We start from the raw sequence: 19,888 nt of genomic DNA, 5'->3' as shown, positions 1-19,888 counted from the left end.
TTCGACTACTTTATCTCTGTTTGTGCTTCCGCAATATACTTCTGTAAAGCTTTTTGCATTATCTCTATATAATTACTTTCTGTTCCCATTTGGTATGAATCCGCTGCCTTTACAGATACGTTGTACGTTTTGGGGTCTCCCTCTTTTTTCATCTTTATATTGGTTTCAATTTCACAACTAAGTGCTATGGCAAAAGCCCCTGGATTCATCCATGCCCAAAACTTGAGGATATTAACATCTGCAATGTACGTTTGAGGCGTGATTTGCTCTTTGTTCTCAATGACGTGATAGCCTTTGTTTTTGAAAGCTTCTTTGAGGCTCTCTTTGATGACACTATTGACCGTTTGATTTGCATTAAGGACAATATCTCCCATCGCCATGCCATAGCCATTACGTTTTCGAGCAACTGCTCGCGCTTTGATCGCATCCGTTTGCGGCTCTGAAGGATCTAAAGAAGGGATATTTGGCTCAGGTGGTTTTACTTCAAAAACACGCTTGTCGACGACGGAATTGATGTAGATTTGCTGACCATTTGATGGTGCAGTTTCAGCTGTAGCGGTTGGCACTTGCAGTGCAACTTCTCCACGTTTGGCAGCACAACCACTGAAAAGTAGGGCACTGGTGGCAAAGACGAGTGTGATAAAAGATCTCAAGGCAATTTTCTTCATAGAATTCCTTTAAAATTAAGATACGTCGTTATTAAAGTGGCATACACTTTTTACCCATCAAAGTAGTAGAGATTTTATCGACCACTTTGAGCTCAATCGGCAGATTGATTTTCCCCAATGTGTGTTTGATGGCACTTTTGATCTCTTTTACGGTGATGGGGCGCATGGCTTCGAGAAAAATTTGCAAGACTTCGTCTTTTAGCTCAGCATTGTTATGTTTGACATGCACCAGTGCTTTAGAGATGCCTTCCATCGCTTCTAAAATCTCTTCAATTTGTGTGGTGGAATAGCGTTTGCCTGCAATTTTAACGATGTTACTGCTTCGTCCGATAAGCTGAAATTTCCCTTTTTCAATAATCGCATAATCAAAGCTCTGAATCTCCCCATTTGTTTGCACCAAACCCTCTTGCCATAAGGTTTTCGAGATAAAAGGCGACTTTACATGTAAAAGTCCTTCGGCATTGAGTGTTGCCTCAACACCTTGAAACGGACTCCAAAACGTATCATCTTGTTTTTTAAACGCGATGCTTCCACATTCGGTGGAGCCAAAGAGTTGAATGAGTGTGGTGTTAAATGTGTCGGTAAATTCTTTAGCAATCTCGGCGGACAAAGGCCCTGTTGAGCTAATAAAAATCGTTTGACTCAGGTCTTTTGCTTCATCCAACCTCAAGAGCGATTTGATGTAAAGCGGCGTGGTGACGACAAGATGATGAGGCTTTGCATGCTCCAACAGATCGTGGGGTAAAAAATGCTCTTTAAAGAGCAAATCAACATCCAGTTTAAGCGGCAGTAAAAGTGCGGCTAAAAAACCGTAGATATGGATAAATGGAACGGTTGCAACGACTTTTTTAATGTGAAAATTGCCAAATTCTAAAAGCAGGGCTTCCATGTCGGTTTCGATGTTTTCTTTGCTTTTAAACGCTCCTGTGGGAAAGCCTGTACTGCCAGAGGTAAAAAACATGGCAGCAAAGTCAATGTCCTTAAACGTTTCAACGCCAAGTGACTCGATTTTCTCTTTTAACGAGAGGTTTTCTTGGTCGTACAAAATAGGCTTTGCACCTGAGAGGTAAGCTCGTAAAATCTCGATGGCATTCTCTTCTTTGGTTTTGGAAGGGACTAGAATGACGTGGTTTTTGAGTGCTCGGTCGACGAGCTTGGAACTCTCATAAACATTTTCACTGCCATCATCGTTAATTATGACAACTCTCAATGACTTTTCCTCCCCATCAATAAAACTAAAATAGCCCCAGTGGCAATGCACGAAACAAGCCCCATCGCATGAAGTGCACCAATGTCACTGAAAATGAGCACGCCAAAGCCCGCGAACGTGTCAATGATGGAGAAGAAAATCGCACTTCTGGTACCATCTTTGAAGCTCTCTTCACTGCTCATATAAATACCATAATCAATGCCAAAGAGCATCATGATAAACAGCATAAAAATATGCGCAATGGTGAAATCTCCCGTCAATGCAAAGAGTAAAATAAGCGCTGTTGGCAAAAGTACAAAACTAGAACTGAGTGCGATGGTTTTGCGACACACCATCCAAAGCATGAAAAAGATGAAGGCAATCGCTACAATGCCTCCAAGAAGGAGTTGATGCGCAATTTTTTCTAACGCGTTAAAGAACATCTCTTTGGCGTCGATGGAAGAGGCAAAGGTAAATTTTGCCACTAGATTTCGATCGCTGTTTTTTACCAAAGCGTAGGTGTAGTATTTCCCCTCATGAAAGACGACATCAAATCCCATCTCGCGCAGCGTGTCTAAGGAAAGTTCCTGATAGTTTGGGTGTAACAGTGCTTCATTGTAGGCGTTTTTAAAGAAGCCTTCACGAAAGCCCAGATTGGTCGCTTCTGCTTCGATCTGCGCCTTTTTCTCGTTTACATGTAAAGCTTCAAGCTCTTGTTTTCTCTGCTCGTAAAACGCTTTGTCAAAAAAGTAGGAGAGTGGGGCGGTGGCATTTTTAAAGCTTTTTTGGATGGTATTGCTATGCGCTATAAGCTCATCGATGGAGTTTGCTTCGATGAGAAGAGGTATGAAGCCCTCTTTTTTGATCGCATTTTTGAAGAATTTTTCCTCTTTCATCAAGGAGACATTCTGGTAGTCAAGGTTTTTGATGTTGGTATCAAGATGCAAAAATGGAATGCTTAACACAATGGCTAAGAGAGAAAGTAGGGCGATGGCACGGTAAGGCAATGGTATGGAGACGTGAAATCTGGCATAAGGCTGTGCTTTTTTAAATCCAATCAGTGGGAAGAGAAAAACAAATTGGAAGTAAGAGAGTATGAGCGAAATCATCGCAAAGACACACACTTGTTGAATGAGGGGAAAATCAACCCAAGCGAAGATCAAAAAGCCGCCAAAGGTGGTAAGAAAGCCGTAAAAAACAGAGGTGTTAAACCTCTTTTTATTCTCGTAATGTCCGTAAAAATAGTAGTGGAACATATAGTCAATCGCCAACGTTCCAATGGCGTTTCCAAAAGCCAACACAAAGACAGAGACTTCACTCCAAATCATGCCAATGAGCAAAAAGGAAAGCAGAGCAGAGGTCGCAAGGGTGGCAATGGTATTGATAAGAAGGTAGATGTTTTTGATGATAAAAATATAAAGTACAAGAAGAAGTACCGTTGAGAGGACAATCAAAAAGGTGACATCATCTTGTATTTTTTGCGAGTTTTCTACAAAGTAAAAGGTCGGGCTAAAGACACGGACATTTTGCACGCCTTCAAGCGTTTGATGCACGAAATTATAGATGGTTTCATAACTCTCAATGGCATTGGAAGTGTCTTTGATGCTAAAAACACACAGATACCCGAAGTCGCCTAGCGCTAAATGTCCATCTCGAATATTAATAGGAATTGTTTGCTCTTTTGGACTAAAATAGCCCAGCGGATCAGAGGCGTCTATCGCGGTATAGTAGGGATTATGTGTCATTTTTTCATAAAGTGATTTTAGCTTTTCATGGATGTTTACGGAGCTCTCTTTATTGAGGTTTTTCAGATAAAAAGCATTGCTTTTAGTATATTCAATCAGCTTTGCATTCGGGGCAATGCTACTTTCGAACTTTAAAAGCTCAGTTGCGAGCAGTTTTTCTTCGATCGTTTTGATTTTGGCAAGAGACTCTTTATCGAATCCTTCGGTAGCGATGAGCACCTCTTTTGAATTTTTGAAATGCGAATAGATCTCAAACGCCTCTTTACTCTTCCCTTCTGGTAAAAAAGAGAGCAAGTTGGTGGAGACATGCACGGAGTTTTGGTAGAAGAAAAAGAGTATGCCGACGATGGCAAAGAGAACGATATTGAGGGTTCTAGTTCCTAATTTCAATGGTGATCCTATCGCCGTTTTTAATCTTTACATGTAAAGATTTTAGCTTCGCTGCTTGCCGTGAAATGCGCACTTCTTCAAGCACTTCCGCTGCGACACCTTTGGGGCTTAAAAGTGTCTCATCACCCTGCGTTTTTGCCTCAAAAAAAGAGTCCAACAAGACACTGTTTTCATTATGCACCGCTTTGATAATCATAAAAAAATAGTTCATTGAAGGCATACTTTGCGCATCGATGACGTTGTAGCCATTTTGGTCTTGAATGGTCAGTTTTTCTTCAAAATAGGTCAAGACTTTGGCTTCGGGTTTGGTATATTCGATGACGATGTTGTGCTCTCCAAACGTGATAAAACCCTCTAACTCAATGGTCTTATCAAGTGCATAGAGGTAACGCGTCTCTTTAAAAGAAGAAGCGTCATTGGCAAAAAGGCAAAGCAGTGAAAGCAGACACAAAACGATAATTTTCATGCGTTACATCCGTTTTAAGAAGATAAAGCGACGGTGCAAAAACTGCACTATCCCACCCAAGATAAAGACCAAGTACCAGCCAAACGAAGAGTAGATGATCCAATAGTGGTCATTTTTGAGCAGCAATATGCTTACATGTAAAACAATGTTGACGCACGCGAGTGCTATCCAAAAAAGCGTCGATCGGTTGATATACGCCTCTTCTTTTTCGCTAAGAGAGCGTTTATGGATCTTACGCGCAAAGTGCACAATGATAGAATCATTGTCAAAATAGCTCGCCATCAAGAAAAAGATAAACGCCAAAGAGATCAAAAGTGGTAAAAATTTGAGTACCAAAAAGTCATCTAAAACAAAGGCTCCAATCGCCACGGCAATGTAAAAAAGAGGGAAGAGGGTGGTTTTGATCTCTCTTTTTTTCAAACTCAAAAGCCACAGCAGTCCAAAGCCAAAAAGTCCCATCGAGACGGTTTTAATGTCAAAATAACTCAGCAACACTACCACAACGGGCGCGTATAAAAACGAAAAAAGTATGTGCATTATCTCACCATCCCACCGCTAATATTGATCACTTCACCATTCACGTACGTTGCCTTATCGCCTAAAAAGAAGACCACTTCAGCGACCTCTTCAGGCTTGCCTAGGCGTTTGCAGGGGATGATGTTGGTGATATTTTTATCGACATTTTGGATCATCTCCGATTCTATGACCCCAGGGGCTACTGCATTAACTCTGATATTATAGCGTGCCACTTCCACACAAAGCGCTTTCGTAAACGCGATGATGCCCCCTTTGGTGGTCGAATAGTTGACTTGCCCACCATTGCCAACCAGACCTGAGATGGAAGAGACATTGACGATGGAACCTGCTTTTTCTTTGATCATGTTAGGCAGTATTTGTTTGGTAACATAAAAAAGGCTGTTAAGATTCGCGTCCATCACATCACGCCACTCTTCCTCTTCCATAAAGAAAAAAAGCTTGTCTTTGGTGATGCCCGCATTGTTGACTAAAACGTTTACATATAAAGATTCAAATGCTTTTTTCACCTCTTCTTTTTGGGTCAAATCACACTGAATCATCTCGCCTTGTTGAATCTCTTCCAAAAGGGCTAACGCTTTGTCTTTTTGGCTTTTGTAGTGGATATACACAAAGTAGCCCTCTTTGGCAAAGCAGCGCACAATGGCTGCTCCAATGCTCCCAGTCGCTCCCGTGACCAGCACTTTTTTCATGCAAGAGCTCCTTTGCGTATAATTTTATGTATTTCTTTAATGTCGATGTCCATGCGTCTGTCTTCCAACAGTGGCTTGGCGTGTTCTCTGATAGCCTCATAGTAGTTAAGAAGTGTTGGCGAAACGTTCGCTTTGCCCCTGATGTCCACGGCTTGTGCCATACCCATAAATGCGATGCTCAGCATCAGTTCGAGAGGTTCCGTCATCTTTTTAAAGTCCAGTGCCGCCGTTGTTCCCATGCTCACTTTGTCTTGATTGAGTGATTCGGTGGGGCGAGAGTGAATGGAAGCGGCTGTGGTGTTTTTAATGACATCAGCACTCAGAGAACTCAGCGTAATTTGCATTGCTTTAAAACCATGGAAATAGTGCTCTTTCGAGAGCTTGAGGTTTTCACCAAGCCCTCGGTTAAATTTATGATCGACCAGAAGCGCAAACTCTTTATCGAGCAGATCCGCAAGGTTTGCCGCGCAGATTTTGAGTGTGTCCATCGCGTGAGCGACGTAACTACCGTAGAAATTACCCGAAGTATAGATTTTTTGGTTTTTGCCATCAATGAGCGGGTTGTCATTGACCGAGTTGATCTCTTGTTCGACCCATTTTTTGGAAATCTCTAAATTATCGCGAATCACGCCTAAAACTTGGGGCGCACAACGCATTGAGTAGGTATCTTGGATGTTCAGATCATTGTCTTCAAAGAATTTATCGTATCTGTCATCGCGCCCGTGGGTGAGTTTTGAGCCTTCGATTTTAGCTTTGATGTTGAAAGCACTTTGAATCTGTCCTATAAAAGGTTTCGCCTCATGCACAAATTCATCCAGTGGCGTGGTATCGCCCAAAAGCACTTCAAACATGCCAGCCACAAAGGACTCCATACTTGAGAGTATAACTTCAAAGCTTTCCAAAGAAGAAAGAGCAATCGCACTCATAATGGTCGTACCATTCATAATGGCAAGTGCCTCTTTAGGTTTAAAGACGTAAGGGGTGATACCCAATTTTGCATAGACTTCACTGGTTGGTACTATAACACCTTCATACCACACTTCTCTCTCACCTGCAATGACCGCGGCAATGTATGAAAGCGGTGTCAAATCACCACTTGCCCCCACAGAACCAAGGGAAGGAATAACAGGATTGATCTCTTTTTCAAGCAAAAGCTCAAGGCGTTGTAAAAGCTCGTATGAGATGCCCGATTTGCCTTTGGAAAGTGAAATCAGTCTGCAAATCAGCGCGTAACGCGATGTTTTAGGAGAGAGCGATGCACCAACGCCACAACCATGAAAGCGGTAAAGGTTTTGTTGCAAAATGGCGCTTTGCTCATACGTGAGGTAATTTTTGCCACTCGCACCATAGCCTGTGGTGACGCCGTAAATGGGTTTGCCTTTTTTGATTTCATTCATCAAAAAGGTGTGACCGAGCAAAAAATTCTCTTCAAAATGAGCATCGTTTGAGACCTGAACACTGCTGGCGTTGCATATCTCTTCTAGGCGGATGTAGCGATCGTCTATGATTAATGTCATGCTTTTTCTTTCCAAAAGGGGTATAGATTGAACCATTGCTCAGGATGAGAAACGACATGCGACGCAAAAAAATCAGCGTAGGTTTGCATCGCTTTGTAGATCTCTTCGTTTGCGTGGTTGTTTTTATCCATAATAATTTCGATAAATTCAATGCGGTAATGTTGAGGCTTTTGATAGCTAAAAGCAATGCCCATCAGTGGTTTTTCGGTTTTATAGGCGATGCTAAAAGGGTTTTTATTGAATTCTGCTTTTTTGCCAAAAAAGGTGACGATCTCTTTATGCTTTGGATCGGTTGCACGGTCTGCCATCATCGCTACAATTTCGTTATTCAAAAGTGCTGAGGCGATTTTCATTGTGACATCCACACCGCCTTTGGAGAGATCGATGATGGATAAATGCTGATTTTTTGTTTCAATATTCTCTTCGATACATTTAATGGGCGCGATGAGAGATTCTTGCATCACAATGTTGATTTTAAGATCGCTAAAACAGTTACCAGCACTCGCCCAGCCCCCAAAATGCGATAAAAGCAAGATGCCACCGTTATGAAGATGGCGCATCAGTTCTGCTTCATTTTTGATCTCAAAGGTATAATCTTTGGGGCTCATTTTAGAGACAAAACGGTCGCACATCGTGATCGCGAAGTGTCGTAAATGTTCAAAATAGACCCAGTTATTAAAAGGTTTATTGATATGTTTGTAGTAGTCACGTAGGGCTTCTTTGACATTGCCTGCCACTAAAAAATAAAAAAACGTTACAGGATACATCAGGTAATAGATAAAGGTATAGCCAAAAAGTCTGTAAAAGGTGTAAACGAGTTTGATACTCCAACCGCTACCCCGCTGTTTCGTGCTCATTGGTACCTTTTTTTCAGGAAAAATTTCCATGGTAGGAGTTTGACATGCACCATGACGATGGCGGCGGTATCCCAAAATTTTTTAAAGTGACTCACACGCTCTTCGGGGGTTGGGTAGTAGCACTCGATGCTCACCTCTTTGATGAGGCGACCTTTCCATGCGTGTTTGACGAGCACTTCCATCTCCCAGTCAAAGCGTTTGGTTTTGATGATGAGGTCTAGAATGGAGGTCGGATAAAGCCTAAAGCCAGAGAGCGAATCGGTGATGGTCTGTTCAGTGTCCCAACACGCCCAAAAGTTGCTAAACCAGCGTCCAAATTTGGAGCCATTGGGAACGTTGTTAATGTCAAAATTGCGCGCACCGATGATGATTTGATCGGCTCCATCACAGGCGTCACTTATTTTTTCAATTTGAGAAGCCAGATGTTGTCCATCGCCATCAAGACTTATAAAATAGGAAAAGCCCAGTCTTTGCGCTTCATGAGCACCTGTGATGATCGCTTCGCCTTTGCCTTGATTGACCGTGTGCCTTAGAATGGTAAGGTTTTCACTTTGTGCTGGGATAATGTCCGCTACAGGAGTGTCAGAGCCATCATCAACGATAATCAGCCTGTACCCATGACTCAGGACATCATTGGCAACAGCATTAATTGTAAGCGGATTGTTATAGGTCGGAACGACAACGATCATTTCATCTTTTTTCATAAGTGAGTTCTGCTACTTTCTGCTCATTTTGACTGACACGAATTTTGAGTGTGTTGCCCGTCGTTTGGTGATCAAACCACAGTACACTCAAAGGGGCGATATTTTTTAAAAATTTTGCTTTGATGATTTTAACAATCTCGATGTCCAAAATCTCTGCGCTTAGATCCAGTAAAAGAAATCCTGCCACGATAGGATTGCTTGGAAAATGTGCTTGAAAGAGAGGATGGGTCGCATCGCTGAGTCTCACACAAAAGCGCGTTTCTTCTTTACATGTAAGCGTATAAAAATTATTTAAAATCATACAATCCTGACAAAAGTTCTTAAATAAACAGGTGTATTATATAAATCTAGCTAAAATAAGAGCTTAAAATTGCTCTTTCTGTTAAGGTTTTGTTTACTTTTTTAGAAAATAAGGAATATTTGGATGAATCCTTTTTTTAACGATAACGACAGTGTCTCTGCCCTAGAGGCTCAGTACAATGCCCAACGCATCGCTTTCGCGCCGATAATTTTTCAAGTCGCACGCTCTATGCGCGATCTAGGCGTCCTAAAGGCGCTCTATGAGCATAAAGAAGGTCTGAGCATCGAAGCGTTGGCAAAAGAGACCAATCTAAGCGAGTATGGCATAACGACACTCATTGAAACGAGTCTCAGTGCGGACATCGTAAAGCAAAAAGGCGAGCTGTATTTCATCACGAAAACGGGCTACTTTTTACTGAACGATCCGATGACCATCGCCAATATGAACTACAACCATCACGTCAACTACCAAGGGCTTTTTTCGCTTGATGAGGCGATCAAAAGTGGCAAGCCGACAGGGCTTAAAGTCTTTGGCGAGTGGGAGACCATCTACCCCGCACTCTCCATCTTGCCTGAAAAGGCGAAACAGAGTTGGTTTACGTTTGATCATTTCTATTCGGACAGCGCATTTCCTGAAGCAGTGGAACACCTTTTGAGTCTCAATCCAACCAAAATTCTCGATGTGGGAGGCAATACGGGCAAGTTTTCAATGCTCATCGCAAAGCGCGATAAAGCTTTACATGTAAGCATTATGGATTTGCCAGAGCAACTCACATTGGCGCGCGAAAACATCGAAAAAGAGGGGTTGAGTGAACAGATTGCTCTTCTGCCTGCCAATGTTTTAGCGCCAATGCATGTTTTCCCAAAAGGGTTTGACATCATCTGGATGAGTCAATTTTTAGACTGTTTTAGCGAAGAGGACATCGTCTCCATTTTGAGCAAAGCCAAAGAGGCGATGGATGAGCAGACAAAACTCTGCATCATGGAACCCTTTTGGGACAGGCAACGCTTTGAAACATCGGCATTTTGCATCATCAACACCTCGCCTTATTTTACCGCGATTGCAAACGGTTGCAGTAAGATGTACCACTCCAAAGATTTTATCAAACTGATCGAAATGGCAGGACTAAAGGTCGAAACGATCATCGACCATTTAGGCGTTTGTCAGAGCATTATTCAGATTCAAAAAGCCTAACCGTTTTGCGTCCAGTCAAACTCCATCTGTCTAGCGGTATTAACGGCTAACTCTTTCCCCATAAGGCGCTCAACAAGGTGTAAACTCATGTCAATGCCAGCCGAAATGCCTGCGGAGGTGACGATGGAACCTTCATCGACCCAGCGCATGTTTTCTTTTACATGTAAGCTTGGAAATAGGGCGTGCAGTTCGTCAATGTCTTCCCAATGGGTTGTTGAAGCTTTTCCTTCTAAGAGTCCTGCTTTTGCGAGCAAAAAGGCACCCGTGCAGATGGATGCGGTGATGGGAGTGGAAGATGCGGTACTTTTGATCCACGCGATCACATCGTCATCTTCCAGTTCTTTGGTGACCACGCCACCAGGAATGATCAAAAGATCAAGTGAGGGATGCGTCGTCATCGAATAATCAGGATGCAGTTTGAGCCCTGCTCTGGCGTAAATGGACTGTTTCGTTTTGCCAATGGTAAAGACCTCAAAGGGAGGATGGGCGAGGGATGAAGCGGTTTTGTTAAAGACGCGTGACGCGGTTGTAAAAACTTCATATGGGCCTGCAAAATCAAGCACTTCCACATTGTCAAAAATATAAATCCCCACCGAATATGCCATAAATTTTCCTTTACATGTAAATCGTAAAACAGTTCATACCTGCTTCGTGTTTGTAGTCGAGTCGCATACCGTGTAGACGAATCACGTGCCATGTGATAAAGAGTCCAAAGCCAAGACCGCGCGAGCTTTTTTGTTTTTTGCCCTCTAGAAAATAGGGCTCAGAGTAGCGCTCAATGGGAAACTCCAACGCGGGGGCGTGGTTGGAAATGGTGATGGTTTTAAGATCATTGCGAAGGCTGACGTGGTGGTCGTCAGAGTAGTTGATGCCATTGTCCAAAAGGTTTTTCAGCGCCACGCCAAACAGCTCAAAGTCCACCTCTAGTTCCATCGGTACCAGTTTACATGTAATGCTTTCTCGTTTGTCATCTAAGATGTCAAGGGCAAAATCCACCACGTCTTCAATATGATAACGATTGATCTCCAATTTCAGCTCATCGGCACTCAGCTTTTCAATGCGCGAGAACTCTTCCAAAAGTGCTTCTTGGCGGTTGAAAACGTTTTGCAAGATCCTCGCATATGCGGCATCTTCGATCATTTCAGCGGCGAGTTTTCCCTTGGTAATGGGCGTTTTGAGCTCGTGCATGATGTTGCGCAAAAAGAGCTGTCTGGAGTCTCGAAGCGATTTGATTTTAAAAACGGCACTGTCAAATTCATTGGCAAGGGCGGCGATTTCATCTTTTTTACTGCTTTTACATGTAATGTCATAATCCCCGTTGGCAAAATGTTTGATCTTCTCTCTGAGTGTTTTAAGAGGCAGAATACTTCGAATAATGCCAATGTACAAAAAGATGACAAACGCAAGGCTGATAAGGGGCAAAATGAGACGGGGCATCATCTCTTTTTTTAAAGGGGTTTCAAAGACGATAGGGGGTGCGTCGCGTGCCACTAAAATGGTGTAAATGTGCATGCGGTAGGGTACGGCATCAATCATAAAGTGAAACCGCTCTTCCATACGTTTCATCGGAAACGGTTTGAGAGGACGAGGGCGTTCGAGAATTTTTTGTTTAAGCGCTTCATCGGTAATGAGTTTAAACCCAATATCTTCCATTTTGTCAAAGTCGATCGTTTTTGTGGCACGATCAAACGAAGAGCGCAGAGCAATTTGCGAGTAGTCAAACATCGTTTGAAGCTCTCTGCTCGTTTCATATTGCGCGATAGAAAAGAAAATCGCGGTAATGCCAAACAACGAGAGAGCGAAAATGAGCGAAATACGCGTGATAATGGAGTGGTACCACCTCATGCTTGGAGCCTGTACCCGATGCCTCTGACCGAATGAATGAGTTTTGGCTCTTTAGAACTCTCGCCTAATTTGGTGCGAATACGGCTGATAAGCACATCAAGGCTTCGGCTTTCATTCTCTTCATTGAGACTCAGCGCGCTGTTAAGAAGCTCCGTTCGCGAGACCACGCAGTTGTTTTTTTTGATGAGATGGGTTAACACGTCGTATTCGGCTGGGGTGAGTGTGAGCGGTGTACCTTGAAAGAAGATGGTGTGGCTCTCTTCTTTGAGAATCAGCGTTGAATGACTGACCTCTTCGCTCACCGAGTTGCTTTTTTTGTAGCGTCTGAGCACACTGATGATGCGCGCGTAAAGCTCTTTAGGCTCATAAGGTTTTGGCAAGTAGTCGTCTGCTCCGAGTTCCAAGCCTACGATTTTATCTTCCAAATCGCTTCGTGCGGAGGAGATGATAATGGGAATATCGCTTTTGGCGCGTACCTCTTTGCATATCTCCAGCCCGTCCATACCAGGCAAAGAGAGGTCTAAAATGAGCAGGTCGTATTTGATAAGGCTTAGCGCACTGATGCCAAGATAGGGGTCGTCGTAGTTGGTGACGGTGATGTTATAGCGTTTTAAAAAATTGCATAAGATTTCGGCAAGTTCGACATCATCCTCGATCATTATGAGGTTCGGTTGCATGGTTTTATCCTGAAAATTTGTCTTAAACAATCATACCCCTACTCTTTGAACGGTTTGTTAATGCAAAATCCACACAATAATTTTTCATTTTCTTCATCAATGACAAATTGATACAGATGAAAATGGGTGTTAAATCCTTCTGCTGTGGGGAGTGTAATATCGTGCTCAAGGACGCCTTCATAAAGGCTCAAACGATCGGTTTCAGCAATATCTGCCGCTGTTCTTTCATTAAAAAGGCTCATCGCTGTTTTGTTTTTCCATGTTTTAAAGCCCAAGAATTTTTGATAGGCTTGATTCATGTACAGATAATGCCCTTGCGCATTTTTAATAAAACAAAGTGCGGGAATATGCTCCACAAAAGCGATAAAGCGTTCATGTTCCGCGTGTTCTAGCACCTCTTCGCTTTTACGGTTGCTGATGTCTCGAATCGTGCCAACCATGCGAATAGGTTGCTCATTTTTGCCCACAATCACTTTGCCTCGTACATTGACCCAGCGCAAAGGATCGCTTCCGCGCACGCGATGATCGACCACAAACAGATCGCTTTTGCCATCCAGATGCGCTTTTAAGCGTTCATTCACGAGCGCCATATCTTTAGAGTGAACTAAATTGAGCCATGACGAGAGAGTTGAGGGGTGATCTTTGGCTTCATAGCCCATCAAGTGTTTCCATTTTGAGGAGTAGAAGATGATCTCATTTTTCATATCCCAGTCCCACAATGCCTCATCACTTCCCTCAAGGGCGAGCTCTAAACGCTCTTTTTGCTGCATCAACAAGGCTTTGCTTTTATGCAGATGTGCAATGTCAACAATGATGGCGACAAAATCAGTGGATGAGCCTAAAAGCGGTGCCGTGTAGATCAGTGTTTGTTTGGTAATGTCGTTATCAAACAGCATTTTGTGGGTATGTTCGCCACTTCTTGGAAGCGTGTTTAAAAGCTCTGCCGTCTCTTTGCTCATCGTTCCAAACGCATGCGTAAAGGCTTTATTGGTAACCCATTTGGCATTTATTTTGTAACAAAGCGGAAGAGGGAGTGCTTGAAGAATCGTTTCACTGTCTAAGAGCGTTTGGTGCGACGAGCGAGGTTCACTCTGGAGTTTTTGAAGGCTTGCGTAAAGGTAGAGAATAATGAAAACTAAAGCGGCAATGGTGGCAAAAAGGACGATCTGCAACATACCAACCTCTTTGAAGTGGAGTTTATCCCGCCCTTAAGAGCGGGATACAAAGGCAAAGAGCGTTACTTTAAAAGCTCTTTTTCTTTCACGATAAACGGTACTCCTTTGATGCCAGCACCAAAGTATTTGAGTTTAAGTGCATCAATATGCGCGACATCAGCATCGCTGATTTTTTGCTCATATTTGACGTTTTCATCGTAGTATTTTTTCAAGATTTTGATCTTATCTGCATCGGTTTTGACTTTGGATGTTTCGTTGTAAATGATCACCGATTTTTCAAGGGAACTTCGCTCATGAACCGGTGTGAAAATCAACTTAAGATTGTTGGTGGTAAGGCGTTGCTCGATTTGGGCAAGCTCTTGTCTACAGTAAGGACATTCAGGATCAGTGAAGACAACTAAGGTCTCTTTTTTAGGGTCATTACCCAAAGAGATCACATTTTTCTTCTCTTCTTTTTTGTAGATCGCTGAGAGTTTTTTCTGAAGCTCTGCCATCTCCATCATCTCTTTGATGCTTCCACCTTGTTTGATGCTAATTACATCAGGGAAGATGAGGTCATCTTTGGTGAAGATGCTCAGTTTTTGTGAACGTGTTCCATCGCTAAGACTCAGGGTCACGAAATCCATACCATCAATGCCTTCAACGGCTTTGCGAGAGACAATTTCAATGGTAATGTTGGGGACTTGCACGGTTGATTTAAAGTGTTCAACAATTTGTGCGTCGGTTGCTGCAAAAAGAGTGGTTGAGAAAAGTGCAACAAGCGTTAAAAGATATTTTTTCATTCATTTTCCTTATAAGTTGCAGAAACTAATCTGCATGAAATGTAAGGTATTATACAATAAAACCAATCATAGTTTGTTAATCAAAGGTCAATGAATGCTAGAGAATGCCGATAAAATGGCACTTATACACGAGATAGAACTGCTCATAGAATCTGATCCAAATGCTCCCATTTCTTCATTTTCGATGTTAGAGTTCTTGGAATTGGACGATTTGGTTTCGATGCGCGACGCACTTTTACGCTCCAAAGCGAACCGTTCGGCGGAGAATGAGAAGTGGTTTGATGAGCTGTGTAAAAAGTAGTTATCCTCTTTACATGTAAAGGTCAATCATGCGTGAAAAATGGGCGTATTTAAACGATATTGAGGGCTGTGACGTCGTAGCACTTTACACGCTTCATAATCTTATAGAAATTGTGTACCTCAAAGAGGGCAAACAGCGAAGTCTGACGATCAATTTTCATGTCGCAGGCGGTGCGATGGGCTATGTGGAGTGTTTTGAGTTTGATTCGATCCCACTTCCTCCTGTAAAGGAGCACCATCGTTTTGAGCTTCAAAAGATTTTACATGTAAACCTTTATGGAAGCGATAACGGCTGGGAGTGCTACGAAGAGCTTGAACTGGTTTGCGAAAAAGCCAGTTATCTTCTTTATTTTAGTGATGGCGAGTCTTATGCCACCATCGAAAAAGAGCGCGCACCAAGTCTTCCCAAACTACCTCATGTAGAAGCAAGCTTACCCAAAGAGCTTTTTAGCGTCGAATGTTTCAAAGAAAATCTCGCCTTCGCTCTGTTGGCACATGGTGAACAAAAGACGCCACACGGTTTGCCTTACTCGATGCACCTCTTAAGTGTCACTGCTGAAGTCATCAACGCTTTGACGTGTGAACCCCTCAGTTACGATGAAGCTAATGTCGCCATAGCGTGCGCCCTTTTGCACGATGTCAATGAAGATACAACGACTAAAATTACCAAAGAGAGCCCCATCGCAGGCAACAAAGAGGTGATCGCTAAAGGTGTTTTGGCACTCACGAAAGACAAAAATTTGCCCTCCAAAGAAACGCAAATGCGCGATAGTTTAGAGCGACTCAAAAAGCGTCAAAACTGTGTGGCAATGGTCAAACTTGCCGATCGCATCACGAATCTTGGGGATCCTCCAAAGCAGTGGGATGAAGCAAAAAAAAGAGCATATTTGGAAGAAGCAAAGGTGATTTTGAGTGAACTTGGCTACGCGCATCACTCTCTCGCTACCAAATTAAGCGAAAAAATTGAGGCATATCAGCTTTACATGTAAAAGCATGGTGGAATCAAAAAAGGAGATTTCTCTCCCTCATTGTGTTAGTATTTCTTTCCCTCACACGGGATCAACTCTTTTTCACCAATTTCTTCGACGAGCGGTTTCAAACTTTTTAGCGTAAAGAGTTTAAGATCATCACCCTTCAATGTTTTCAGTTCCGAGCTAAAGCCACTTTTACTAAAAATCACGAATATATCAGGCTCAAGTTCAGCTTTGGCGCACTGCTCTTTGAGTTTAGAAAGCTCGGTTTTTTTCACTTTGGTGTTGGTGTATTTGCACGCACCTGCGATCAGTTTGCCCGATTGTGTCTTTGCCAAAATGTCGATCTCAGCGTTTTTATCCCAATAACTGCCTATCTCCACAATCGGATCTTCGATCAAACTTTTTTTCAATAATTCACAAGAGAGTTTTTCAAAAATAAGATCATTAAAGCCTTGTTCACGGTTGGTAAACGCTTTTTCAACTTCGCTAAAATCATTCTCTTTGATGGTTTTGTAAAAAGGGGAGACAAAGGCAAACCAAAAGCGCATAAAGGGGCTGATGAAGTTTAGTTTATCGGAGTTGTCATCTTCTTCGCGTACGGGGCGCTCCAATGAATATTCCAGCTCGATGATCTCACTGCGCAAAAGTGCATGGAGCGCTTCATTGCCCTCTTCTCGACTCAAACGCGCTTTTTTGTACGAAGAGTAAACCCGACGATCACCCGTAGCACACGCAAAAAGAAGCGCATGGCTCTGTTTATTGCTGTAGGTCAGTTTGGTGATGTCGGCATGAATGTAGGTGTAGTTTTTTAAAATCTTATGTGCGATCAGATCAAAAAGAGGTTTGGTGGTATCGACATTCCAACTGGTACCTCCAAAAACGCTGAAGTATTCGATGGCAACTTCAAGATCGTTTAGTTTGTTTTGAAGGTAAAATGAGCGGAATTGCGCTAAAAGAGTAGGGTGGTGTGACATAGAAAAAGAGCCTTTGATTGTTTTTCGTCATTATACACGAAAAACAGGAGTGAAACTCTTTTCACTCCTGTAAAGACATTTGGTTATTTTGCGTGACTTCCATCACAAAAAGGAGCATTAGCGCTCTTTTTACAGGCGCAAAGATAATACTCTTTGCTCTCAGGAACAAAAAATGTTTTAGGAGCAAGACCTGAACCTTTATGGCTACCATCGCATAAAACAGTCGTAGCACTTTTACCACAGGTGCAGAAGTGGTACTCTTTATTGGCTTCGAGTGACATTTTAACAGGTGACATGGTATTTCCTTTATACGTTTAGTGCATTGGCACATCAAATACTAAAACCCAAGAGGGTTTCAACGCTTTGATCTCATAGGCTTTTTCTTCGGTGATCTGTACTTCATCTCGCTCTTCAAGTGTGACACCATCGATTTCTATTTCGCCTTCGACAACGAGTACGAGTTTACCACGATTGGAAGGTGTGGGAGCTAAAGAAATTATTTTACCCTCGTCCAATTCGGTGGTCAAAATGAATGCCTCTTGTTTGATTGCAATCGAATGGTCTCTGCCATCGGGTGAAACGAGTGTTACCCATTGATTGCTCTTGGTGACATCTCTAAAATCGCGTTGGTTATAGAGTGGTTTTCCACCTTTTTGATTCGGGTGTATCCAGATTTGAAACAGCGCAGCTGACTCCTCTTTTGAGGCAAATTCAGAGTGTAAAACCCCTTCTCCTGCACTCATATACTGAATTTCACCGGCATGAACTTCGCCGTGATTGCCAAACGAGTCTTTGTGAATCAAAACTCCTTTGGTCACGATGGAGATGATCTCCATATCGCGATGCGGGTGCATTCCAAAACCCTCTCCTGCCTCTACGATGTCATCATTGATAACACGCAGTGCACCAAATCCCATGCGGGAAGGATTGTAATACTCGGCAAATGAAAAACTAAAATGACTATGAAGCCAACCATGCTCTGCGATGCCTCTTTGGTTGGCTTTATGAAGTGTAAATGACATGATTGACTCCTTTACATGTAAAACTATTTTGACACGCTTGCAAAGCAAAGCTCTGCAAGCTACGTTAACACTAGGTTCTCTTCGGCAGAGAGTCCACGCACTTTGAGTGCTTTAATTTATTTTTGTAAAATTCCCTCTAAGGCTACGTCGATTTTAACCTCTTCACCTACGATCACGCCGCCGGTTTCAAGGGCTTTATTCCATGAGATACCAAAATCTGTTCGATTGATTTTCCCAGTCAGTCCAAGTCCTACACGTTTGTTGCCGTATGGATCTGTAGCCGCGCCACCGTTCTCAAAAGCTAATACAACGGGTTTGGTCACACCTTTCATCGTTAGCTTGCCATACGCTTTGTCGCCTTTGATTTCATCAAGAACAAACGTAATCGTTGGATACTTTGCAACATCGAAAAGATCGGCAGAACGTAAATGATCGTCTCTGTCTTTAATGCCTGTATCGATGGTGGCGGCTTGAATCGTTCCATTGAGAGATTTAAGCGTTTTGGTTGCTTCATCGTATACAAAATTACCGCTAAATGTTGCAAAATTTCCTTTAACCGTTGAGATCATCGCGTGTTTAACGCTGAAGTCTGCGCTTGAATGTGTTGGGTCAACGTTGTAGTTTCCAGCAAAGAGGGCAGTTCCTGCCAACAGGGATGTTGCGAGTAATGTTTTAATTTTCATGATGTTTCCTTTTTTACTAATTAGTAATATTTGAGCAAAAATTATTGCGCTTTTTGCAATTTTCGTAACAGATCGTACAACACGATCAACTCTTCATCGCTCAACACCTCAAAATAGCTTTGCAGATTGCTTGCATGCTGAGGGAACATACTCTCGATGAGTTCACGTCCGCTCTCAGTAATGCTTACAATGCGCACACGGCTATCTTCAGAGCAGGGCAGTGTTTGTATAAACCCATCTCTGACGAGATTTTTCACAACCACGGTGACATTGCCAGGCGTGCTCTCAATCAATTTTGTGATCGCGCCTATTTGTAAATCGCCACGATGGTAAAGGACTTCTAAGATTTCAAATTGATTCATGCTAAGGCCTGATGCGTTGATGTATTTCAACTCTTTGGCACGGATTTTTTGAAATGCGCGTAGGATTTGAATCCAGACTTGCATACTTCTATCGGTGCGTTCACCATAACTTTTAACGTTTGATCTCAGTTTCATCTTTTCCTTCCTTTGCCGAAATTATAGTACTAATTAGTAATAATGTCAAGTCTTTTTTGAAAATGAAACAAAAAAGTCATTTTAGAGCCTAAAAATGGCGATTTCTTTCATAAATTGTACTATAATGGCGCCGCCTTTTACAGAGTAAAATGGTTAGGAGATGTTTATGGAAGAAAAAAATAATGAACAAGGCAGTGAAAATATCGCAGGTAAAGTTTCCGCCTTCAACCAATTTTTAGAAGTTAAAGTTGAAAATTCGCTACTAAAACTACTTAATATCGCGCGTTATATCTTTATCTGCATGATGATTGTCTACTTGGGGCAGTGTTTTATCAGCCTTGGTTATAAGATGATCGCCTTTACCATTTCACAAGGTGCACTTGATTTTAACTCGATTAAGATCATTTTGACCGATGGTTTGTTTGTCTTGATTGTTTTGGCGATTGTTAAAACGCTTTTTATTCAAGATGGGTTTGATTATGCGGTGACCTTTCTTGAGATCTCGTTTGTTGTGTTGGTACGAAAGCTTATCTTATTGGAGACCGATCCATCTGAGACGTTACTTTTGCTTGTACTTGGCGTGACTTCTGCACTTTTCTTTATCTTAATTGTCTATATCAAAGGGATGAAGCATAAATGGGAGAGAGAAAAATGCGAGCAATGTATGAAAGCATTAGAGAAGTAACCTACTCACAAAAGGGC

Annotated in this window: 24 protein-coding genes; 4 read left to right on the top strand and 20 right to left on the bottom strand. The window is 42.4% G+C overall.

Annotated features, from left to right (window positions below):
- Window positions 1-5: 5 nt before the first annotated feature.
- Genes SHALO_RS13645 through SHALO_RS13600 form a run of 10 tightly spaced genes read right to left on the bottom strand, consistent with a single transcriptional unit; the run spans window position 6 to window position 9,063 of the window.
- A complete protein-coding gene (locus tag SHALO_RS13645; protein WP_069479008.1) occupies window positions 6-668 on the bottom strand; it encodes a hypothetical protein in 663 nt (220 codons plus the stop codon).
- 31 nt (window positions 669-699) lie between these two features.
- Window positions 700-1,878 (bottom strand): AMP-binding protein, encoded by a 1,179-nt coding sequence (locus SHALO_RS13640; protein WP_069479007.1) that lies wholly within the window; start codon window positions 1,876-1,878, stop codon window positions 700-702.
- Window positions 1,875-3,992: an MMPL family transporter gene (locus SHALO_RS13635; RefSeq protein ID WP_069479006.1), complete on the bottom strand. Its 2,118-nt coding sequence runs from the start codon at window positions 3,990-3,992 to the stop codon at window positions 1,875-1,877. Before SHALO_RS13635 ends, SHALO_RS13640 begins: the two co-directional genes overlap by 4 nt.
- Window positions 3,976-4,458 carry a LolA-like protein gene (locus tag SHALO_RS13630; protein WP_069479005.1) on the bottom strand — a complete coding sequence of 161 codons (483 nt, stop codon included), beginning with the start codon at window positions 4,456-4,458 and terminating at the stop codon, window positions 3,976-3,978. Before SHALO_RS13630 ends, SHALO_RS13635 begins: the two co-directional genes overlap by 17 nt.
- 3 nt (window positions 4,459-4,461) lie before the next feature.
- On the bottom strand, window positions 4,462-4,995 hold the full coding sequence (locus tag SHALO_RS13625; protein ID WP_069479004.1) for a hypothetical protein: 534 nt from the start codon (window positions 4,993-4,995) through the stop codon (window positions 4,462-4,464).
- Window positions 4,995-5,684, bottom strand: coding sequence for a 3-oxoacyl-ACP reductase FabG (gene fabG, locus SHALO_RS13620; protein ID WP_069479003.1), 690 nt, complete (start codon window positions 5,682-5,684; stop codon window positions 4,995-4,997). Before fabG ends, SHALO_RS13625 begins: the two co-directional genes overlap by 1 nt.
- Window positions 5,681-7,201: an HAL/PAL/TAL family ammonia-lyase gene (locus SHALO_RS13615; RefSeq protein ID WP_069479002.1), complete on the bottom strand. Its 1,521-nt coding sequence runs from the start codon at window positions 7,199-7,201 to the stop codon at window positions 5,681-5,683. Before SHALO_RS13615 ends, fabG begins: the two co-directional genes overlap by 4 nt.
- Entirely contained in the window at window positions 7,198-8,058 is an 861-nt protein-coding gene (locus tag SHALO_RS13610) for a lysophospholipid acyltransferase family protein (protein ID WP_069479001.1), read from the bottom strand. The genes SHALO_RS13615 and SHALO_RS13610 overlap by 4 nt, the downstream gene beginning before the upstream one ends.
- Entirely contained in the window at window positions 8,055-8,762 is a 708-nt protein-coding gene (locus SHALO_RS13605; protein ID WP_069479000.1) for a glycosyltransferase family 2 protein, read from the bottom strand. Before SHALO_RS13605 ends, SHALO_RS13610 begins: the two co-directional genes overlap by 4 nt.
- On the bottom strand, window positions 8,749-9,063 hold the full coding sequence (locus tag SHALO_RS13600) for a hypothetical protein (protein ID WP_069478999.1): 315 nt from the start codon (window positions 9,061-9,063) through the stop codon (window positions 8,749-8,751). The genes SHALO_RS13605 and SHALO_RS13600 overlap by 14 nt, the downstream gene beginning before the upstream one ends.
- A 123-nt stretch (window positions 9,064-9,186) precedes the next feature.
- On the opposite strand from SHALO_RS13600, the gene SHALO_RS13595 reads away from it, so the two are divergent.
- Window positions 9,187-10,257: a methyltransferase domain-containing protein gene (locus tag SHALO_RS13595; protein WP_069478998.1), complete on the top strand. Its 1,071-nt coding sequence runs from the start codon at window positions 9,187-9,189 to the stop codon at window positions 10,255-10,257.
- Here SHALO_RS13595 and SHALO_RS13590 read toward each other — a convergent pair.
- The 5 genes from SHALO_RS13590 to SHALO_RS13570 all read right to left on the bottom strand — a co-directional run bounded on the left by SHALO_RS13590 (window position 10,254) and on the right by SHALO_RS13570 (window position 14,736).
- The gene (locus SHALO_RS13590) at window positions 10,254-10,862 is read right to left on the bottom strand and encodes a DJ-1/PfpI family protein (protein WP_069478997.1); all 609 of its coding nucleotides are present in this window, start codon (window positions 10,860-10,862) and stop codon (window positions 10,254-10,256) included. The two genes, SHALO_RS13595 and SHALO_RS13590, sit on opposite strands and share 4 nt — an antisense overlap.
- A gap of 10 nt (window positions 10,863-10,872) precedes the next feature.
- On the bottom strand, window positions 10,873-12,102 hold the full coding sequence (locus tag SHALO_RS13585; RefSeq protein ID WP_069478996.1) for an ArsS family sensor histidine kinase: 1,230 nt from the start codon (window positions 12,100-12,102) through the stop codon (window positions 10,873-10,875).
- Window positions 12,099-12,779, bottom strand: a complete 681-nt coding sequence (locus SHALO_RS13580) for a response regulator transcription factor (protein ID WP_069478995.1) — start codon at window positions 12,777-12,779, stop codon at window positions 12,099-12,101. Before SHALO_RS13580 ends, SHALO_RS13585 begins: the two co-directional genes overlap by 4 nt.
- Before the next feature lie 38 nt (window positions 12,780-12,817).
- Window positions 12,818-13,954: a PAS domain-containing protein gene (locus SHALO_RS13575; RefSeq protein ID WP_069478994.1), complete on the bottom strand. Its 1,137-nt coding sequence runs from the start codon at window positions 13,952-13,954 to the stop codon at window positions 12,818-12,820.
- Window positions 13,955-14,016: 62 nt separating this feature from the next.
- Entirely contained in the window at window positions 14,017-14,736 is a 720-nt protein-coding gene (locus SHALO_RS13570; protein ID WP_069478993.1) for a thioredoxin domain-containing protein, read from the bottom strand.
- A 94-nt stretch (window positions 14,737-14,830) separates the two neighbouring features.
- Between SHALO_RS13570 and SHALO_RS13565 the strand changes: the two genes are divergently transcribed.
- A complete protein-coding gene (locus SHALO_RS13565) occupies window positions 14,831-15,037 on the top strand; it encodes a hypothetical protein (RefSeq protein ID WP_025345982.1) in 207 nt (68 codons plus the stop codon).
- Between the two features lie 28 nt (window positions 15,038-15,065).
- Window positions 15,066-16,025, top strand: coding sequence for an HD domain-containing protein (locus tag SHALO_RS15230; protein WP_202968804.1), 960 nt, complete (start codon window positions 15,066-15,068; stop codon window positions 16,023-16,025).
- A 44-nt stretch (window positions 16,026-16,069) separates the two neighbouring features.
- Here the strand turns inward: SHALO_RS15230 and SHALO_RS13555 are convergent, their stop codons facing one another.
- The 5 genes from SHALO_RS13555 to SHALO_RS13535 form a co-directional block, all read right to left on the bottom strand.
- Window positions 16,070-16,984 carry a DUF234 domain-containing protein gene (locus SHALO_RS13555; RefSeq protein WP_069478992.1) on the bottom strand — a complete coding sequence of 305 codons (915 nt, stop codon included), beginning with the start codon at window positions 16,982-16,984 and terminating at the stop codon, window positions 16,070-16,072.
- Between the two features lie 83 nt (window positions 16,985-17,067).
- Window positions 17,068-17,280 (bottom strand): CDGSH iron-sulfur domain-containing protein, encoded by a 213-nt coding sequence (locus SHALO_RS13550; RefSeq protein WP_069478991.1) that lies wholly within the window; start codon window positions 17,278-17,280, stop codon window positions 17,068-17,070.
- Window positions 17,281-17,298: 18 nt separating this feature from the next.
- Window positions 17,299-18,006 (bottom strand): pirin family protein, encoded by a 708-nt coding sequence (locus SHALO_RS13545; RefSeq protein WP_069478990.1) that lies wholly within the window; start codon window positions 18,004-18,006, stop codon window positions 17,299-17,301.
- A 116-nt stretch (window positions 18,007-18,122) separates the two neighbouring features.
- Entirely contained in the window at window positions 18,123-18,689 is a 567-nt protein-coding gene (locus tag SHALO_RS13540) for a YceI family protein (RefSeq protein ID WP_069478989.1), read from the bottom strand.
- Window positions 18,690-18,730: 41 nt separating this feature from the next.
- Complete coding sequence (locus SHALO_RS13535; protein WP_069478988.1) at window positions 18,731-19,186, bottom strand: MarR family winged helix-turn-helix transcriptional regulator; 456 nt, start codon at window positions 19,184-19,186, stop codon at window positions 18,731-18,733.
- A 166-nt stretch (window positions 19,187-19,352) separates the two neighbouring features.
- Between SHALO_RS13535 and SHALO_RS13530 the strand changes: the two genes are divergently transcribed.
- On the top strand, window positions 19,353-19,871 hold the full coding sequence (locus SHALO_RS13530) for a hypothetical protein (RefSeq protein WP_145923266.1): 519 nt from the start codon (window positions 19,353-19,355) through the stop codon (window positions 19,869-19,871).
- Window positions 19,872-19,888: the final 17 nt, after the last annotated feature.

Source organism: Sulfurospirillum halorespirans DSM 13726, assembly GCF_001723605.1.
GTDB lineage: Bacteria > Campylobacterota > Campylobacteria > Campylobacterales > Sulfurospirillaceae > Sulfurospirillum > Sulfurospirillum halorespirans.
The sequence above is the reverse complement of the archived record's forward strand: the minus strand, read 5'-3'. Positions and strand labels throughout refer to the sequence as shown.

Excerpts from the sequence above, each read along its gene's own strand:
- SHALO_RS13565 (WP_025345982.1), top strand. The coding sequence starts at position 14,831 with ATGCTAGAGAATGCCGATAAAATGGCACTTATACACGAGATAGAACTG.
- SHALO_RS13545 (WP_069478990.1), bottom strand. The coding sequence starts at position 18,006 with ATGTCATTTACACTTCATAAAGCCAACCAAAGAGGCATCGCAGAGCAT.
- SHALO_RS13535 (WP_069478988.1), bottom strand. The coding sequence starts at position 19,186 with ATGAAACTGAGATCAAACGTTAAAAGTTATGGTGAACGCACCGATAGA.
- SHALO_RS13540 (WP_069478989.1), bottom strand. The coding sequence starts at position 18,689 with ATGAAAATTAAAACATTACTCGCAACATCCCTGTTGGCAGGAACTGCC.
- SHALO_RS13570 (WP_069478993.1), bottom strand. The coding sequence starts at position 14,736 with ATGAAAAAATATCTTTTAACGCTTGTTGCACTTTTCTCAACCACTCTT.
- SHALO_RS13630 (WP_069479005.1), bottom strand. The coding sequence starts at position 4,458 with ATGAAAATTATCGTTTTGTGTCTGCTTTCACTGCTTTGCCTTTTTGCC.
- SHALO_RS13585 (WP_069478996.1), bottom strand. The coding sequence starts at position 12,102 with ATGAGGTGGTACCACTCCATTATCACGCGTATTTCGCTCATTTTCGCT.
- SHALO_RS13555 (WP_069478992.1), bottom strand. The coding sequence starts at position 16,984 with ATGTCACACCACCCTACTCTTTTAGCGCAATTCCGCTCATTTTACCTT.
- SHALO_RS13550 (WP_069478991.1), bottom strand. The coding sequence starts at position 17,280 with ATGTCACCTGTTAAAATGTCACTCGAAGCCAATAAAGAGTACCACTTC.
- SHALO_RS13600 (WP_069478999.1), bottom strand. The coding sequence starts at position 9,063 with ATGATTTTAAATAATTTTTATACGCTTACATGTAAAGAAGAAACGCGC.
- SHALO_RS13615 (WP_069479002.1), bottom strand. The coding sequence starts at position 7,201 with ATGACATTAATCATAGACGATCGCTACATCCGCCTAGAAGAGATATGC.
- SHALO_RS13625 (WP_069479004.1), bottom strand. The coding sequence starts at position 4,995 with ATGCACATACTTTTTTCGTTTTTATACGCGCCCGTTGTGGTAGTGTTG.
- SHALO_RS15230 (WP_202968804.1), top strand. The coding sequence starts at position 15,066 with ATGCGTGAAAAATGGGCGTATTTAAACGATATTGAGGGCTGTGACGTC.
- SHALO_RS13575 (WP_069478994.1), bottom strand. The coding sequence starts at position 13,954 with ATGTTGCAGATCGTCCTTTTTGCCACCATTGCCGCTTTAGTTTTCATT.
- SHALO_RS13580 (WP_069478995.1), bottom strand. The coding sequence starts at position 12,779 with ATGCAACCGAACCTCATAATGATCGAGGATGATGTCGAACTTGCCGAA.
- SHALO_RS13645 (WP_069479008.1), bottom strand. The coding sequence starts at position 668 with ATGAAGAAAATTGCCTTGAGATCTTTTATCACACTCGTCTTTGCCACC.
- SHALO_RS13610 (WP_069479001.1), bottom strand. The coding sequence starts at position 8,058 with ATGAGCACGAAACAGCGGGGTAGCGGTTGGAGTATCAAACTCGTTTAC.
- SHALO_RS13605 (WP_069479000.1), bottom strand. The coding sequence starts at position 8,762 with ATGAAAAAAGATGAAATGATCGTTGTCGTTCCGACCTATAACAATCCG.
- SHALO_RS13530 (WP_145923266.1), top strand. The coding sequence starts at position 19,353 with ATGGAAGAAAAAAATAATGAACAAGGCAGTGAAAATATCGCAGGTAAA.
- SHALO_RS13595 (WP_069478998.1), top strand. The coding sequence starts at position 9,187 with ATGAATCCTTTTTTTAACGATAACGACAGTGTCTCTGCCCTAGAGGCT.
- fabG (WP_069479003.1), bottom strand. The coding sequence starts at position 5,684 with ATGAAAAAAGTGCTGGTCACGGGAGCGACTGGGAGCATTGGAGCAGCC.
- SHALO_RS13590 (WP_069478997.1), bottom strand. The coding sequence starts at position 10,862 with ATGGCATATTCGGTGGGGATTTATATTTTTGACAATGTGGAAGTGCTT.